Source organism: Cryptosporangium japonicum, assembly GCF_039524755.1.
Lineage (GTDB): Bacteria > Actinomycetota > Actinomycetes > Mycobacteriales > Cryptosporangiaceae > Cryptosporangium > Cryptosporangium japonicum.
Genome location: NZ_BAAAGX010000032.1, coordinates 179,254 through 194,944 on the forward strand (window position 1 = coordinate 179,254; position 15,691 = coordinate 194,944).

The 15,691-nt window shown below is 70.1% G+C and carries 15 protein-coding genes; 10 read left to right on the plus strand and 5 right to left on the minus strand.

The window, feature by feature from the left end:
* Positions 1–54: 54 nt before the first annotated feature.
* The 3 genes from ABD437_RS35405 (at position 55) to ABD437_RS35415 (ending at position 2,653) form a co-directional block, all read left to right on the plus strand.
* A complete protein-coding gene (locus tag ABD437_RS35405; RefSeq protein WP_344653334.1) occupies positions 55–1,572 on the plus strand; it encodes an SDR family oxidoreductase in 1,518 nt (505 codons plus the stop codon).
* 92 nt (positions 1,573–1,664) lie between these two features.
* Entirely contained in the window at positions 1,665–2,096 is a 432-nt protein-coding gene (locus tag ABD437_RS35410) for a MarR family winged helix-turn-helix transcriptional regulator (RefSeq protein ID WP_344653335.1), read from the plus strand.
* Positions 2,097–2,149: 53 nt separating this feature from the next.
* Positions 2,150–2,653, plus strand: coding sequence for a hypothetical protein (locus ABD437_RS35415; RefSeq protein WP_344653336.1), 504 nt, complete (start codon positions 2,150–2,152; stop codon positions 2,651–2,653).
* Here ABD437_RS35415 and ABD437_RS35420 read toward each other — a convergent pair.
* Both ABD437_RS35420 and ABD437_RS35425 read right to left on the minus strand, forming a co-directional pair.
* On the minus strand, positions 2,624–3,175 hold the full coding sequence (locus ABD437_RS35420) for a hypothetical protein (protein WP_344653337.1): 552 nt from the start codon (positions 3,173–3,175) through the stop codon (positions 2,624–2,626). The two genes, ABD437_RS35415 and ABD437_RS35420, sit on opposite strands and share 30 nt — an antisense overlap.
* Before the next feature lie 3 nt (positions 3,176–3,178).
* Positions 3,179–3,784: a hypothetical protein gene (locus ABD437_RS35425; protein ID WP_344653338.1), complete on the minus strand. Its 606-nt coding sequence runs from the start codon at positions 3,782–3,784 to the stop codon at positions 3,179–3,181.
* A 117-nt stretch (positions 3,785–3,901) separates the two neighbouring features.
* On the opposite strand from ABD437_RS35425, the gene clpB reads away from it, so the two are divergent.
* The gene (gene clpB / locus ABD437_RS35430; protein ID WP_344653339.1) at positions 3,902–6,502 is read left to right on the plus strand and encodes an ATP-dependent chaperone ClpB; all 2,601 of its coding nucleotides are present in this window, start codon (positions 3,902–3,904) and stop codon (positions 6,500–6,502) included.
* A gap of 46 nt (positions 6,503–6,548) precedes the next feature.
* Here clpB and ABD437_RS35435 read toward each other — a convergent pair whose 3' ends face one another.
* Positions 6,549–7,370 (minus strand): aldo/keto reductase, encoded by an 822-nt coding sequence (locus ABD437_RS35435; protein WP_344653340.1) that lies wholly within the window; start codon positions 7,368–7,370, stop codon positions 6,549–6,551.
* Between the two features lie 60 nt (positions 7,371–7,430).
* Positions 7,431–8,816: a hypothetical protein gene (locus tag ABD437_RS35440; protein WP_344653341.1), complete on the minus strand. Its 1,386-nt coding sequence runs from the start codon at positions 8,814–8,816 to the stop codon at positions 7,431–7,433.
* Between the two features lie 270 nt (positions 8,817–9,086).
* On the opposite strand from ABD437_RS35440, the gene ABD437_RS35445 reads away from it, so the two are divergent.
* The 6 genes from ABD437_RS35445 to pyrE all read left to right on the plus strand — a co-directional run bounded on the left by ABD437_RS35445 (position 9,087) and on the right by pyrE (position 13,858).
* The gene (locus tag ABD437_RS35445) at positions 9,087–10,082 is read left to right on the plus strand and encodes a DUF695 domain-containing protein (protein ID WP_344653342.1); all 996 of its coding nucleotides are present in this window, start codon (positions 9,087–9,089) and stop codon (positions 10,080–10,082) included.
* Between the two features lie 103 nt (positions 10,083–10,185).
* Positions 10,186–10,731, plus strand: coding sequence for a hypothetical protein (locus ABD437_RS35450; RefSeq protein ID WP_344653343.1), 546 nt, complete (start codon positions 10,186–10,188; stop codon positions 10,729–10,731).
* A gap of 63 nt (positions 10,732–10,794) precedes the next feature.
* Entirely contained in the window at positions 10,795–11,586 is a 792-nt protein-coding gene (locus tag ABD437_RS35455) for an SDR family NAD(P)-dependent oxidoreductase (RefSeq protein WP_344653344.1), read from the plus strand.
* 36 nt (positions 11,587–11,622) lie between these two features.
* On the plus strand, positions 11,623–12,207 hold the full coding sequence (locus ABD437_RS35460) for a GNAT family N-acetyltransferase (RefSeq protein ID WP_344653345.1): 585 nt from the start codon (positions 11,623–11,625) through the stop codon (positions 12,205–12,207).
* 121 nt (positions 12,208–12,328) lie between these two features.
* Complete coding sequence (locus ABD437_RS35465; protein WP_344653346.1) at positions 12,329–13,312, plus strand: Rossmann-fold NAD(P)-binding domain-containing protein; 984 nt, start codon at positions 12,329–12,331, stop codon at positions 13,310–13,312.
* A gap of 9 nt (positions 13,313–13,321) precedes the next feature.
* Positions 13,322–13,858: an orotate phosphoribosyltransferase gene (gene pyrE, locus ABD437_RS35470; RefSeq protein WP_344653347.1), complete on the plus strand. Its 537-nt coding sequence runs from the start codon at positions 13,322–13,324 to the stop codon at positions 13,856–13,858.
* Positions 13,859–13,868: 10 nt separating this feature from the next.
* Here the strand turns inward: pyrE and ABD437_RS35475 are convergent, their stop codons facing one another.
* The gene (locus tag ABD437_RS35475; protein ID WP_344653348.1) at positions 13,869–15,497 is read right to left on the minus strand and encodes a hypothetical protein; all 1,629 of its coding nucleotides are present in this window, start codon (positions 15,495–15,497) and stop codon (positions 13,869–13,871) included.
* Between the last annotated feature and the right edge of the window lie 194 nt (positions 15,498–15,691).

The following is a 15,691-nucleotide window of genomic DNA, read 5'->3' on the forward strand; positions in this document are numbered from 1 at the left end:
CGACCCGCGGTGGCTCAAAATGCGGACCCGGACATACCGCGTGAAGATCGTTCTATGCGCATACTCGTGACAGGCGCGACCGGCTACATCGGCGGACGGTTGGTGCCCAGGCTGCTCGAACAGGGGCACGACGTTCGTTGCCTGGTGCGGACACCGGCGAAACTGCGTGACGTCCCGTGGGCCAAGAAGATCGAGATCGTCCAGGGCGACGTCACCGACGCCGACTCGCTGCGCACGGCCACCGACGGTGTCGACGTCCTCTACTACCTCGTCCACAGCCTGGGGACGAAAGGTTTCGACGACCTCGATCGCCGCGCGGCGGAGACGGTCGCGGCGGCGGCCGCGGCTCAAGGCGTCAAACGGATCGTGTATTTGGGTGGGTTGTACCCGAAGGGGGTGCCGGCCGAGAAGCTGTCGCCGCACCTGCGGTCCCGGTCCGAGGTCGGGCAGATCCTGCTCGACTCGCCGGTGCCCACCGTGGTGCTGCAGGCCGCGGTGATCATCGGATCCGGTTCGGCGTCGTTCGAGATGCTGCGCTACCTCACCGAACGTCTCCCGGCGATGGTGACGCCCCGCTGGGTGCGCAACCGGATCCAGCCGATCGCGGTCCGGGACGTGATGCGTTACCTGGTCGCGTGCGCCGACCTGCCGTCCGACGTGAACCGGGCGTTCGACATCGGCGGTCCGGACGTCCTGACCTACGCGGCCATGATGCAGCGTTACGCGCGGGTCGCCGGCCTGCCCCGGCGGGTGATCGTGCCGGTCGGGGTGCTGTCGCCGACGCTCTCCGCGCAGTGGGTGAACGTCGTGACCCCGGTACCGAGGGCGATCGCGATCCCGCTGGTGCAGTCGCTGATCCACGAGGTGGTGTGCGGCGAGCACGACATCGCCCAGTACGTGCCCGACCCGCCGGACGGGCCGACGCCGTACGAGAAGGCGGTCGAGCTCGCGCTGCGCCGCACCCGCGACGACGCGGTGGAGACGACCTGGGCCTGGGCTTCGACGCCGGGCGCACCGAGCGACCCGCTGCCGAGCGACCCGGAGTGGTCGGGCGGCAGCGCCTACACCGACGTGCGTGAACGCGTCGCGAAAGCCTCACCGGAGACGCTCTGGCGAGTCGTCGTCGGCATCGGGGGTGAGAACGGCTGGTACTCGTTCCCGCTGGCCTGGTCGATCCGGGGATGGATGGACCGGATCGTGGGCGGTGCCGGGCTCCGACGCGGACGCCGCGACCGCGACGAGATCTACGTCGGCGAGGCGCTGGACTGGTGGCGGGTCGAGGAGATCGAGCCCGGCCACCTGCTGCGCCTGCGTGCGGAGATGCGGGTACCCGGCCGGGCCTGGCTGGAGCTGACCGTCGTCGAGGACCCGGAGGGCGCCCGCTACCGGCAGCGCGCGGTGTTCCTGCCGCGCGGTCTGGCCGGGCACGCGTACTGGATCGGGATCGTGCCGTTCCACGGGATCGTGTTCGGCGGCATGGTCCGCAACATCACCCGTGCGGCGGAGCGACTGGAGGCCGGCGAGCCGCTGGTCGCGCCGACCGGAATGCCGCTGCAAACACCCATCAGGTGAGCGAACCCAAGAATCTGCTGAGCAGCGACACCGCCGACTAGATACCAACAAGTACCCTGCTCGGAATACCTGTACCGACGACAGGAGCGCCGGTGAGCGAGCAGGACCACGACCGGGTGGAGCGAGAGTTGTCGCTCCTGATCCGGCAAGCGCGGACACTGATGGTGACCAGCGCGTCCACGGTCCACGCCGGGCTGGAACTCAGTGCGTATGCCACCCTTCGGTTGCTCGACACCGAGGGGCCGCTGCGGGCGTCGACGATCGGGGAGCGCTTCGCCCTCGACAAGTCGACGGTCAGCCGCCAGTTGAGCCGGCTGATCGATTGGGGGCTGGTCGAGCGGACACCGGACCCCTCGGACGGCCGGGCGCATCTGGTGGCGATCACGCCCACCGGGCACGCCCGGTTGACGGGCGTCAGTCAGCAGCGCAAAGGCGAGATCAGGCGGCTGCTCGAGCAGTGGGACGAGAAGGACGTCGCGGAGTTCGGTCGGCTTCTCGAACTCTTCAACCACTCAAACAGCTGAGGCTGGGGAAGACTGTGGTCAGGTGAGTTACGCCTGACGAGGAGAGAACACGGGTGCGACGCAGAAATTGGCTGGCGATCCAGGTCGAGGTGATCGCCGGCCCCGGCGGGCCGCTCTGGCCGCGACCGGGACGGCTGTTCGCCGTGGCTCGCTCGCATTCGTTCGCGGAGTTCGCCGTGGCCGTCGACCACGCGCTCGGCCGGTGGGACCTGCCGAAGCCCGCCCAGTTCGTGCTCGAGGACGGTCCGCTCGAGGATGCCGAGCTGTCCAAGATCGGTGAGCTCAACCAGGGCGACACGTTCGCGTACGTCTTCGATCGCGACGACGCCTGGCACCACCTGTGCACGGTCATCGAGCGCCCCTTCGACCCGCGCAAGACCCTGCTGGGCGAGCCGCCCGAACTCCCCACCGCCTACTGGGGGTGGGGGACGTTGCCCGACCAGCACGGTCTGCGCTGGGTGAAGGACGACGGCCACAAGCCGGGACCCCGTCAGCCCGCGCAGCCGTACGACGACCTGCCCCCGCTGCTACCAGGTTGGGGCGCTGGAAGCGAGTAGCCGCTTCTTGTGGCTGCTGCGGCGCAGGCCGGTGATCAGCGCGATGATGCCGCCGATCGTGATGCCCAGACACGGCAGGCCCATCAGCGCCGCGATGCCGCCGCCGAGTCCGCCGGCGAACTGACCGAGCTCGGGCGCCGGGCCCACGGCGTACGTCGGTGCGCTGCAGTTGATCGTGTAGGCACCCGTCGTGCCGACCGACAGGTTCGTGACGTGGACCCACTGCTCACCGTTGCGGGTGAAGGAGAACGTCGTGCTCGGGCTCGTGCTGGTGACGCGCTGGTCGACGGTGCAGTCGGTGGCGGCGGTCTCGGGCACGTAGACGGCGTACTTCCGGCCGGCCTCCAGCTGTACCGACGACTCCTGCTTGCCGGTGTAGGTGCCGTCGAAGCCCGGCACGGAGTTCGTCGCGGTGACGATGCCGGCGACGAAGCCGCCGATGCCGATCAGCGTGAACAGCACGGCGATACCGATGGCGACGCCGTACCAGCGGCGTCGCGGACGAATCTGTCGGGGGTCCATGGCTCAATCGTGGGGAACGAGCTCGGGTGCTGGGAACGTGCCCGCCGGTTTCCCGACAGGGCGGCGCTCGGCCAGCAGGATCCTCCGTTGGAAGCCACGGGACAGCCCGACGATCAGCGCGAGGAAGAAGCCGATCGTGATGCCCAGGCAGCACAGGACGATCAGTCCCGTCGCGCCGATCGATTTCCGGAACTGGTAGTCGCTATGGGCAAATTCATCACCAATCGCGTACTGGGAGGCTTCGCAGTCCACCGGGTTGCTTCCCGAGTAAGTGACGGCGAAGTTGCCCACGTGCACCCACTCTTGCCCGTCCTGCGTGAACCTGACCGCCGTCTCCGAGATCTCGCCCATGTCCACCAGGCCGACCAGGCAGCTTCCGGGCGAGTCGGCCGGAATGTAGAGGGCATACCCACGGCCACCAGCAAGTTGTGGCGCAGTGGCACCTTTGTCGGAATAGACCTGGAAATCCGGGATGGTGCTTACGGCGGAAGCGTGGCCGACACGCTCGCTGACGATCCCTAGACCGATGAACAGGACGCCGATCGCGACGGCTGTGCCGTACCAACGGCGGCGGGGGCGAAGACGGCGGGGGTCGAGCGGCTGCGCCATCGGGGCAGGATCGCAGCCCTTGCTGTCGTCGGGCAAAGTTGAGTGGAATACACTCAAGTTTGTTGCCGTTGCTCGAACCGACAAGTCCTTCATCTGACGGGAGCTCCGCAGCTAGCTATGAACGCTGAGATCCTTACCACCAAGAGCCGCGAGGTGCTGGCCACTGCTCTGTCCGCGGCGTCCGAGGCCGGGCACGCGACGATGGAACCGGCGCACCTGTTGATCGCGCTGCTCGACGTCGACGGGTCTACCGCGCCGGCGTTGCTGCGTGCGGTCGGCGCGAACCCGGACGACGTCCGGGCCCGAGCGACGGCCGCTCTCCGTCGGATGCCCAGCGCTTCCGGCGCGAGCGTGGCGCAGCCCCAGGTCGCCCGTTCCACCCTCAACGCGATCGAAGCGGCCGAGCGCATCGCGAAGCCGCTCGGCGACGAGTTCGTCTCCACCGAGCACCTGCTCGCCGGGCTGGCGAAGGCGGGCGGCGAGGTGTCCGACTGGCTGAAGAGCGTCGGCGCCGGTGAGGACGCGCTGGTCAACGCGTTCACCACGGTCCGTGGCGGCAACCGCCGGGTGACGTCGCAGGACCCCGAGGGCACGTACAAGGCCCTGGAGAAGTACGGCATCGACCTCACCGCCCGGGCCCGCGAGGGCAAGATCGACCCGGTCATCGGCCGGGACTCCGAGATCCGGCGCGTGGTGCAGGTGCTGTCGCGCCGCACCAAGAACAACCCGGTGCTGATCGGTGAGCCCGGCGTCGGCAAGACCGCGGTCGTCGAGGGCCTGGCCCAGCGCATCGTCGCCGGTGACGTGCCCGAGTCGCTGCGCGACAAGCGGCTGATCTCGCTCGACCTCGGCGCGATGGTCGCCGGCGCGAAGTACCGCGGCGAGTTCGAGGAGCGGCTCAAGAGCGTCCTCGAGGAGATCAAGAGCTCCGACGGGCAGGTCGTCACGTTCATCGACGAGCTGCACACCGTCGTCGGCGCCGGTGCCTCCGGTGACTCGTCGATGGACGCCGGCAACATGCTCAAGCCGATGCTGGCCCGCGGTGAGCTGCGCATGGTCGGCGCCACCACGCTCGACGAGTACCGCGAGCGCATCGAGAAGGACCCGGCGCTCGAGCGTCGGTTCCAGCAGGTCCTGGTCGGCGAGCCGAGCGTCGAGGACACCATCGGCATCCTCCGTGGCCTGCGTGAGCGCTACGAGGCGCACCACCGCGTGCGCATCACCGACGCCGCCCTGGTCGCCGCGGCCGCGCTGTCCGACCGCTACATCACCTCCCGCTTCCTGCCTGACAAGGCGATCGACCTGGTCGACGAGTCGGCGTCCCGGCTGCGGATGGAGATCGACTCCCGCCCGGTCGAGATCGACGAGAAGCAGCGTGCCGTCGACCGGCTGCGCATGGAGGAGCTCGCGCTCGAGAAGGAGTCCGACGCGGCCTCGATCGAGCGGCTCAAGCGCATCCGGCAGGACCTGGCCGACCGGCAGGAGGAGCTCGCCGAGCTCAACGCCCGCTGGGACCAGGAGAAGGCCGGCCTGAACCGCGTCGGTGAGCTCAAGCAGCAGCTCGACGACGTCCGCGGGCAGGCCGAGCGGGCCCAGCGCGAGGGTGACCTGGCGCAGGCGTCCCAGCTGCTCTACGGGCAGATCCCGAACCTGGAGAAGGAGCTGGCCGAGGCGGCGAGCAGCGCCGAAGCGGTCAAGCCGATGGTCAAGGACGAGGTCGGCCCGGACGACATCGCCGACGTCGTCGCGCAGTGGACCGGCATCCCGGCCGGCCGGTTGCTCGAGGGCGAGACCACCAAGCTGCTGCGCATGGAGGACGAGCTCGGGCAGCGGCTGATCGGGCAGAAGGAGGCCGTCGCGGCGGTGTCGGATGCGGTGCGCCGCGCCCGCTCCGGTGTGGCCGACCCCGACCGTCCGACCGGGTCGTTCCTGTTCCTGGGCCCGACCGGTGTCGGTAAGACCGAGCTGGCCAAGGCGCTGGCCGAGTTCCTGTTCGACGACGAGCGCGCGATGGTGCGCATCGACATGAGCGAGTACGCCGAGAAGCACTCGGTGGCCCGGCTGGTCGGTGCCCCGCCCGGTTACGTCGGTTACGAGGAGGGCGGGCAGCTCACCGAGGCGATCCGGCGGCGTCCGTACACCGTCGTCCTGCTCGACGAGGTCGAGAAGGCCCACCCGGACGTGTTCGACATCCTGCTGCAGGTGTTGGACGACGGTCGGCTGACCGACGGTCAGGGCCGCACCGTCGACTTCCGGAACACGATCCTGGTTCTGACGTCGAACCTCGGATCCCAGGCCATCACCGATCCGTCGTTGGACGACAAGGGCCGGCACGATGCCGTGATGGAGGTGGTCCGGGCCCGCTTCAAGCCCGAGTTCCTCAACCGGCTCGACGACGTCGTGGTGTTCCACTCGCTCGACACCGAGCAGCTGACCCGGATCGTCGACATCCAGCTCGACCGGCTGGGTGCGCGGCTCTCGGACCGGCGGCTCACGCTGCAGGTCAGCGACGCGGCCAGGGAGTGGCTGGCGATCGGAGGGTTCGACCCGGTGTACGGCGCGCGGCCACTGCGCCGGTTGGTGCAGTCGGCGATCGGCGACCAGCTCGCGCGGGCGCTGCTCGCCGGTGAGGTCGTCGACGGTGACACGGTGTACGTCGACGTCGACGCCGAGCGCGACTCGCTCGTCGTCAGCAGCGAGCCGATCATTCAGCTCTGAACACCACGAAGGGGGCTCCGCGGACGCGGGGCCCCCTTCGGCGTTCCTAGAAGGTCGCGGTCTCCGGGTTCGCGCCGATGCGCCCGCCCGGCAGCGCGCTGATCGCGGCCATCTGGTCGTCGGTGAGCTCGAAGTCGAACACCTCGAGGTTCTCCCGGATCCGCGACGGCGTCACCGACTTCGGGAACACGATGTTGCCGAGCTGGATGTGCCACCGCAGTACGGTCTGCGCCGGCGTTCGGCCGACCTCGCCGGCGATCTTCGTCAGCTGGGGATCTTCGAGCAGGCCCTTGCCCTGCCCGAGCGGGCTCCAGGCCTCGGTCAGGATGCCGTGCTGGGCGTTGAACGCACGCAGTTCTTCCTGGGGGAAGCCGGGGTGCAGCTCGATCTGGTTGACCGCCGGGACCACGTCGGTGTTCTCGAGCAGCTTCTCCAGGTGCGGCTGGTGGAAGTTCGAGACGCCGATCGCGCGCGCCCGGCCCTCCGACAGCTTCTTCTCCATCGCCCGATACGCCTCGACGTACCGGTCCTGATCGGGCCGGGGCCAGTGGATCAGGTACAGGTCGACGTAGTCCAGGCCGAGCTTGCGCAGGCTGACGTCGAACGCCTCACCGGCGCGCCCGTGGTCGGCGTTCCAGAGCTTCGTCGTGACGAAGACGTCTTCCCGCGCGACGCCGGAGTCCCGGATGGCCTGGCCGACGCCCTCTTCGTTGCCGTACGCGGCCGCGGTGTCGATGTGCCGGTAGCCGGCGTCCAGCGCGAGCCGGACCGACTCCGCGGCCTGGTCCGGCGGGACCTGCCACACACCGAAGCCGAGCTGCGGGATCTGAACGCCGTTGTTCAGCGTCAGGTGGGGCACGTCGCTCATCAGCGGTCCTTCCATTGATCGTTTCAGGATCAAGGATCTCCCGGACGGGCGGGCCGAAACCTAGCGGGTGGGCGTCTGACCAGCGATCGCCGCCCGGATCGCGGCGGTCTCGGCCTCTTCGGGGCCGTAGGCCGCGACCAGATCACCGTTGCCGCGGTCGAACTGGGCCACGAACGGGCGTCCCTTGGCCGTGCCGAGGTAGGCGACCGTCGGTTTGCCGTCCGCCGACCACGGCACCCGCTCCGTGCTGGCCGCCGCGGCACGGATCATCTCGCGCCACTCCGACAGGTCCCGGTCGGACGGCGTCCGCTCGTACCAGCCGGGACCGCTCGCGTCGAGCGTCGCGGTGACCTCGGACTCGGTCATCTTCGGGTTGTCGCAACCGACCGCGCCCGGCAGGCAGGCGACCGCCTCCGGCGCCGGCGCCACCGCGCTCGCATTGGCACTGACCTGGTACGACGTCGTCGAGCTCCCGGCGCCCGGTGCGGTGGCGGTCGCGTAGAACGACTGCCACGCCTTGGAGATGATCCGGCAGCTGACCATCGCGGCTCCGGCGGCGGCGACCGGCGCTGGGCCGGACCGGCACCGACCGAGCACCTTCCGCCCGCCCGTGACCTTGCCGTTCAGGACGGCCGTCACCGGTGAGTCGTCGGACGAGTTCAGGATCTTGCCGGTGACGATGCAGTTCTGCGCGGTGCAGGTGCTCTTCAGCGGCCCGTCGAACTTCAGGCTCCGGTAGGAGTCGAAACTTCCGGCGCGCAACGCGGGCAGCGTCAGCGCGACGTCCCGGGAGATCTCCGCGGTGGCCTGGTTCGGTGTGAGCGCGATGTTCAGCGCCGACTTCCGTTCACCACCGGTGATCAGGTCACCCTCGACCCGCACGATCTGGTACGGCTTGGTGACCGTCACCCAGGCCGACCCGGCGTCCGCCTCCACCCGGCGCGCCTGCACGCCGTTGACCTCGCTCGGCGTCGGCATGCCGTCGAGCTGCAACGAGCCGAAGCCGGAGTCCAGGAGCTCGCCCAGTGGCTTCGGCCGCAGCTTCCCGGAGAGATCGAGGCCGATCGTGTCGTCGTCGACCGCCACCCAGGCCAGGTCGTAGGTCTCGGCCCGGTTGTCGGTGCCCCACCAGGGCGCACGGGCCCGCACGTAGGTCGTCGAGTCGACCACGAGCACGTCCCCGACCGTGCCGTTGCGCTTGACCTTTCCCGCCCCGTCGCCGGCGCCGTTGAGCCGGACGTCGATCGAGACGTTCTGGCCCTTGGCGTCCTCCACCGTGCCGGTCACACGGACGCCAGGTGCGCTCTCGAGCGATGACGCCGCCGTCCGCAGGTGGTTGGCCACCGAGTCGTAGGTGACCATCTTCCCGTCGATCGGGCTGCAGCCGGTCAGAGCCAGCGCGCCGATCGTCAGGCTCGCGAACAGGACGGACCCCCGGTACCGCAAGCGGTCACTCCTCCCGGGTCGCTGCCGGCTTCTCGTCCGATGCGTCAGTTTACGGACGCCAAGAATCGGACTCACCGTAGCTACCCCCCGCACCCGTTCACGTAGTAGCCGGGACATTACGGGCTACTGCTGGATTCCCTCTTCAATGATCCGAAGCGAACCGGACTTCGGATGGGTTCGTCGGGTAACTGACGCGGTAACCACCACGTAACAGTCGGTCGCCGGAGGACCCCTGCGGCGCGCATTGGCGCGGGTTGGCAGACTGCCTCCATGGCGATGTTCGAACGACGGCCTCGCGACCCGCGGGAGAGCATTGCCGCGTTCTGGACGTGGTGGGCGCGGGCCCGGGACCAGGTCGGTGCCGGCCTCGACCGTGACGATCTCGGCAAGCTGCACCGTGACCTCACCGGGCGGGTACGCGCCATCCACCCCGAGCTGGCCTGGGAGCTGACGTCCGGCCGGCAGGCGAAGCACGCGCTGGTCGTGAGCCCCGAAGGTTCGCCGGCCCTGCGCCCGGTGACCGAGCGGTGGCTGCGTGCCGGCCCCGGCCCCGACGCCGACTGGGAGTACTACGCGTCCCGCCAGCCCGACCCGGCCGCCTACACCGGTTCCGTGCAGCTCGGCGGCCGGCCGTTCCACCCCGGGTCGGCCCGCTTCGGCTTCGAGATCGACCTCGACCGGGCCCGCGTGCACGTGTCGGTCTGGCATCCCGACTTCCCCCGGTTGGACGAGGCGATCCGCCTGCAGGCCTCGTTCCTGCTGCTCGACTGGGCCCTGGGGGAGGACGACGTCGAACGCTGGCTGGGCGAGGTCAAGGTCACCGGCGAAGACCAGCCCTACGGAGTCGACGCCCTGCGCTCGGCCGTCGTCGAGCTGTCCACGCACTACCAGCACGGCGAGTGGGTCACGGTCGACGGCTTCGACGACCGCGACCGGCCGGTGGCGGTACGCGTGCGGGTGCCGTTCGCCCGGCTCGACTACCCGCTCTACGACCTGCACGGCCGGGTACGTATCCCGTTCGAGCCCGGCTCGGCCGACGAAGCCGCGCTCGACGGCGTCCAGGCGGGCCTGCTCGGGCGGCTCGGCGACTCGGCGGTGCTCGTCGCCGTGGTGACCGTCGCGAGCGTGCGCACGCTGCACCTCTACGCCGACAGCAGCGGGGTCGTACCCGACCAGGTGGCCGCCTGGGCGACCCAGCAGGCTTCGAACGTGAGCCAGGAATGGCGCCCGGATCCCGGTTGGGAAGCGGTACGAGGCCTGTACTGAGCAAAAAACAGCTGGGTCAGCTGCTAAATGTCGCTTAAGGAATGGCTGAGAGTACGGCAGGGTAAGGGGCCTGAACTCGGCATTCTCGGCAGAGAGGAACGGCATGAGCTACGACCCACCCCCGCCGTACGCGGCACCGCCGCCGCTACCCGGTCAGGCGCCGAAGGGTCCGCGCCCCGTCACCGTCACCGCGGCGGCCGGTCTACTGGTCGGGGAGGCGGTGTTACTGCTGGTCGGAGTGATCTACGGGCTCATCAGCCGCGACACCCTCCAGGACGCCGTCGACAAGTACCTGGACGCTCAGAACGTCTCCAGCACCGGCACCGGTGGTCAGACGTTCGGCTCGGCGATCTCCATCGTCTTCAGCCTGCTGTTCGCGGCGGCGTTCATCGGGCTCGCGCTCGGCGTGCTCCGCGGAGCCAACGTCGCCCGGATCATTTCCTGGGTGGTGTCCGGCCTCGCGCTCTGCTGCGTCGGTGTCGGCAGCATCGGCACCGCGGTGATCTACGCCGACTACCTGCCTGGCGGCTACCTCGCGGTGACGTACCTGCTCACCTTCCTCGAGCTGGCCGGGTTCATCGGCATCATCGTGCTGCTGGCCCTCCCGGCGTCGAACGCCTATTTCCGTAAGCCGGTCGCCGGGTTCTGATCGGTCGGTCGACGCGGGGCCGGCGGCCTTCCCGCCGGCCCCGCTGCCATTCTCGGGGGACACGTGACGACTGCACTGGTGACCGGAGCCACCGCCGGGCTGGGCGCGGCTTTCGCGCGGGCGCTCGCGGCCGAACGCCGGGATCTGATCCTGGTCGCGCGCGACGGCGACCGGCTGGCCGCCACCGCGAAGGAGCTCACCGAGAAGTACTCGGTGCAGGTCGAGATCCTGCCGGCCGATCTGGCGTCCGACGACGGGTGCGCGCGGGTGGAGGCCCGCCTGGCCGACGCCGACCGCCCGGTCGAGTTGCTGGTGAACAACGCGGGCATCGGGCTGCGGTCGGGGTTCGTCGAGAATTCGATCGCCGACGAGGAGCGCATGCTGGCGCTCAACGTCCGGGCCGTGATGCGGCTGACGCACGCCGCGGTACGGAGCATGCTCCCGCGCGGACACGGCGACGTTCTGAACGTGTCGTCGGTGGCCGGGTTCGGGCCCACGGCGCCCGGGTCGACCTACTCGGCGACGAAGGCCTGGGTCATCACGTTCAGCGAATCGGTGCACCTCACACTGAAACACCGGGGAGTGCGGGTGATCGCGCTCTGCCCCGGTTTCGTCCGCACCGAATTCCACCAGCGGGCGGAGATCCCCACCGCCGACATCCCCGACGCGCTCTGGCTGGACGCCGACGACGTGGTGCGCGACGCGCTCGCCGACCTGCGTCGGGGGCGGCCCACCAGCGTGCCGAGCGTCCGCTACAAGGTGCTCGGCGGGATCGTGCGCTACGCACCCCGCCCGATTTTCCTCCGGGTGATCGGCCGAGCCGCCAAAGCCGTCGGCCGGGGCCGCCAAAACTAACTTGTCCGACGTCGGGAGCCGCACGATCGTGGACGGATGCTGACGATCGAGACGGTGGACGCGTCCGACGAGGAAGCATTCGGACGTTGGTGCACCGTCTTGAGCGCCGCGCTGCCGGTCGATGAACCGCACCGGGTGCCGCTCGACCCCGAGTTGGAGCGGGGCATCGTCCCGCTGCCCGGCGACCCGTACGAGCGGTGGCAGCATCTGGTGGCCATGGACGGGGACGAGCCGGTCGCCGCCGCTCGCGTCGAGCTGAGCGCGGACAGCCCCGACCTCGCGTTCTTTCATCTGGTGGTCCGGCCGGACCGGCGTCGCCGAGGCATCGGTGGAACCCTGCTCCGGACGGTGGAGAGGGCAGCGCTGGCCGCCGGGTGCACGACCGCGATGACCGAGACGATGCAGCCGGCCGCCGCCCCGCCGATTCCCGCGATGACGTTCGCGCGGGCCGTCGGCTACCGGGCCGGCGTGCGGTCGGTGTACCGGGAGCTCGACGTGCCGGTGCCCCGGTTGGACGAGCTCGACCCCGGACCGGTGCCCGGGTACCGGATCGTCACCTGGTCGCGGCGTGGCCGTCGGCGCGGAGAGTCTCGTCGTGGAACGGGGACCAGAACGCGGTGATGGTCGCGATCAACCAAGCCCTCGGCTACCGGGTCGTCGGTGACGGGCTCGACTGGGACAAGCAGCTTCGCTCGTAGCCGAACGCGGGAGAATTCGTCCGGGCGGGGACCAGGGTTGGTGCATGCGACTTCTCGTGCTCGGCGGAACGCAACTACTCGGGAGCGCGGTCGTACGAACCGCGCTGGATTCGGGGTGGGAGGTCACCACCCTCACCCGCGGCCGCCACGGAACACCGCCACCACCGGTCGACGCCCGCTTCGGTGACCGGACCACCGCCGCCGGCCTGGACGAACTGGGCGACGACGAGTGGGACGTGTGCATCGACACCTCGGGGTTCGTGCCCACGTACGTGCGGCTCGGGGCGCAACGCCTGGCCGGCCGGGTCGGGCGGTACGTGTTCGTCTCGACCGTGAACGTCTACCCGGACTGGCCCGAGAAACCGCTCGGGCCGGACTCACCGGTCAGTGACTGCCCGCCCGACGCCGGGCCCGACGACGGGGACTACGGCTACCTGAAGTCGGGGTGCGAACGCGCGGTGCTCGAGTCGTTCCCGGACAGCACGACGATCAACCGGTCCGGGCTGATCTTCGGACCGCAGGACAACATCGCGCGGGTGTCCTGGTGGGTGGATCGGGTGGCCGCGGGCGGCGAGGTGCTGGCACCGGGCCGCCCGGACCAACCGCTGGCGCTCATCGACTCCCGCGACATGGCGACCTGGATGCTCACCGCGCCACCGGGCGCGTTCAACGTCAACTCCCGCGCCGGGACGCAGACGTTCGATTCGCTGCTGACGACCGCCCGCGACGTGACCGGCTCGGACGCGCGGTTCACCTGGGTCGACGACGGCGTTCTGCGCGATGCCGGCGTCGAACCGTGGACCGAGATGCCGCTGTGGCTCCCGGAGGCCGGGCACGCGTGGGACATGGGGGTCGCCGGGGCCTACGAGACCGGGCTGCGGATCCGTCCGCTGGCCGAGTCGCTGGCCGACGTGTGGGAGTGGGTGCGCGAGCACGGCCTGCCGACCGGAGAGGGCGCCGAGCGGGCCACCGAGCAGGAGAAGCGTCTCACTCGCGCACGTGAACGGGAGATCCTGGACAACCTCTAGGCTGACGACGTGGCCGACCGTGATGAGCTCCTCGCCCTGATCCGTGATCTCGCCGTCGTGCACGGCAAAGTGACCCTCAGCAGCGGCCGGGAGGCCGACTACTACGTCGACCTCCGGCGGGTGACGCTGCACCACGCGGCCGCACCGCTGATCGGCGGGGTGTTGCTCGACACGACCGAGGACTGGTCGTACGACGCGGTCGGCGGGCTGACGCTCGGCGCGGACCCGGTCGCCACCGCGATGCTGCACGCCGCGGCCGCCCGTGGCCGGAAGCTCGACGCGTTCGTCGTCCGCAAGGGCGAGAAGGCCCACGGGCTCCAGCGGCGGATCGAAGGCCCGGACGTCGCCGGGCGCCGGGTGCTCGCCGTCGAGGACACGTCGACGACCGGCGGCAGCGTGCTGACGGCCGTCGAAGCGCTCCGGGCAGCCGGTGCCGAGGTGGTCGGCGTCGCGGTCGTCGTCGACCGCGGCGCCGGTCCGGCCGTGGAATCGGCCGGCCTGCCCTACCGCGCCGCCTACTCCCTGGCCGAACTCGGCCTGGAGTGAGCCCGGTACGTCAGGCCGGCTGCGGGGCCTGCGTACGGACGTCGTTGAGGCCCTTCTGCATCTCGTCCTTGTACTTGTCGGGCGACTGGAACCACACGCCGACCTGGTAAGTCAGCTCGCCACCGGGCTTCTCGGCGAAGAAGTGGCTGATCGTCAGCGCGTAGAAGCCGTCGTCGTTCTTGGCCGTCTCGGCGTAGGTCGTGGTGGCGTCCGCTTTCTTCTGGATCGCCTCCTCGTCGTCGTCGAACCAGGCCTCGGTCATCGTCGTCTGCTCGGTCGCGATGCACCCGGTGGCGCAGCGCCGCAGCATGATGTTGAACCGCTGCTGGTGGCTCGTGCCCTCGGTCTTGACGCAACCCCACGCGCTGGCGTCGGGGAGCTCGTCGATCGAGCCGCGCAGGCAGCTCCAGCCCTGGGGGAGCCGGAACGCGAACGGCCAGCCGTTGAGGGCGAGCAGCTGGACCTTGTCGTCGTTCTGCCAGGTCGGTCCGACGACGCTCACGGTCTCCGCGTCGGGGCGGATGGTCGGCGTGGTGTCGGGCAGCGGTGACCGGCTCGGCGTCGGAGTCGGCTTGGCGGTCTTCGCGGGCAGCGGGCTGGTCGACGTCGACGGGGACTTGTCCGCGACCGACTTGACCGGCTTCTTCTCGTCACCGCTGTTGATGAACACGACCGCGAAGCCGGCCGCGACGATCACCAGGGCCGTGACCGCGGTGATCAAGCCGATCAGCATGCCGGCGCCGCGTCGGTTGGAGCTGTCCGGGGGGACCGATGCGTAGGAGACATCGGGTTTGTTGGGGTCGTACGGGGCGGCCTGGTCGCCGTACGAGTCCGTGTAGTAGCCGGCGGGCTGCTGGTTGGGGTAGCCGCCGGGCGAGTAACCGCCCGGCTGGGGGCCGCCGGGCTGGGGGCCGCCGGAGATCGGGGCGTACTGGTCCGGGATGCCGGACGGCTGGCCCATCGGGGTGGAGAAGGGGTCGGACATCGGCGGTGCCGACGCCGGGGGTGCCGATGCCGGGGGTGCTGACGCCGGGGGTGCTGACGCCGGGCTCTGGCTCAGGGGGGAGGAGAACGGGTCGGAGAAGGGGGATGGCGCCGGCTGGGGTGGGCCTGACATCGGCATTGCCGACATCGGAGGGGCCGACATCGGCGGGCCTGACATCGGCGGCGCGGACATCGGGGGCGCGGATTGGGGCGCGTTGGGCTGGGCCGGCATCGGCGGGGCGTACGCCTGCGGCGGCGCCCACTGCTGGGCCTGCAGACCGGCGACCGCGGACCCGATCATCGCGGTGGGGTCGACACCGGGCGGAAGGGCCTGCGGGATCACGTGGAGGATCCGCTCGACACCCCGGCGTCCGGGCTCGAACCGACTGGCCACCCACGGCCGCCCACCCTGCACATCGCCCGCGTGCGCCGGGACGAACTGGGGATCAGCCGGGTTGACCGAGGCGCGGTCCCGGTTGACCAGGTCGCTGAACGCGCTCCGCCAAGCCGGATCGACGCCGGCCTCGGGAGTGAGCGCGACCATCACGATCGGCCGGCCGGACTGGTCGAGGCCGCTGAACAGGTCGGCCACCGCCGCATGGTGCACCAGACGGACTTGGGTGAACGCGCCTAACTCGTCGCCGGGTTGGGTCATCGAACTTCTCGCTCCGCTCGCTTCCGTACGTGACCCGCCCGCCGGGACCAGCCGTTTTGGCCTTCGGTAGAGGTCAGCCCGGCCGAGGCTACACGGCTATCGCATCTCGGGAGCCAGTTGCGTCCCGGCAGTCAGCCCGGTAACAGACCAGAAACGGACCTAGGTGTGCTGTGCAGGGACGTTGGCACAGTTGT

Coding starts and splice junctions, on each gene's coding strand:
- ABD437_RS35405 (WP_344653334.1), top strand. CDS start 55: ATGCGCATACTCGTGACAGGCGCGACCGGCTACATCGGCGGACGGTTG.
- ABD437_RS35420 (WP_344653337.1), bottom strand. CDS start 3,175: ATGGACCCCCGACAGATTCGTCCGCGACGCCGCTGGTACGGCGTCGCC.
- ABD437_RS35425 (WP_344653338.1), bottom strand. CDS start 3,784: ATGGCGCAGCCGCTCGACCCCCGCCGTCTTCGCCCCCGCCGCCGTTGG.
- clpB (WP_344653339.1), top strand. CDS start 3,902: ATGAACGCTGAGATCCTTACCACCAAGAGCCGCGAGGTGCTGGCCACT.
- ABD437_RS35435 (WP_344653340.1), bottom strand. CDS start 7,370: ATGAGCGACGTGCCCCACCTGACGCTGAACAACGGCGTTCAGATCCCG.
- ABD437_RS35445 (WP_344653342.1), top strand. CDS start 9,087: ATGGCGATGTTCGAACGACGGCCTCGCGACCCGCGGGAGAGCATTGCC.
- ABD437_RS35450 (WP_344653343.1), top strand. CDS start 10,186: ATGAGCTACGACCCACCCCCGCCGTACGCGGCACCGCCGCCGCTACCC.
- ABD437_RS35460 (WP_344653345.1), top strand. CDS start 11,623: ATGCTGACGATCGAGACGGTGGACGCGTCCGACGAGGAAGCATTCGGA.
- ABD437_RS35465 (WP_344653346.1), top strand. CDS start 12,329: ATGCGACTTCTCGTGCTCGGCGGAACGCAACTACTCGGGAGCGCGGTC.
- ABD437_RS35475 (WP_344653348.1), bottom strand. CDS start 15,497: ATGACCCAACCCGGCGACGAGTTAGGCGCGTTCACCCAAGTCCGTCTG.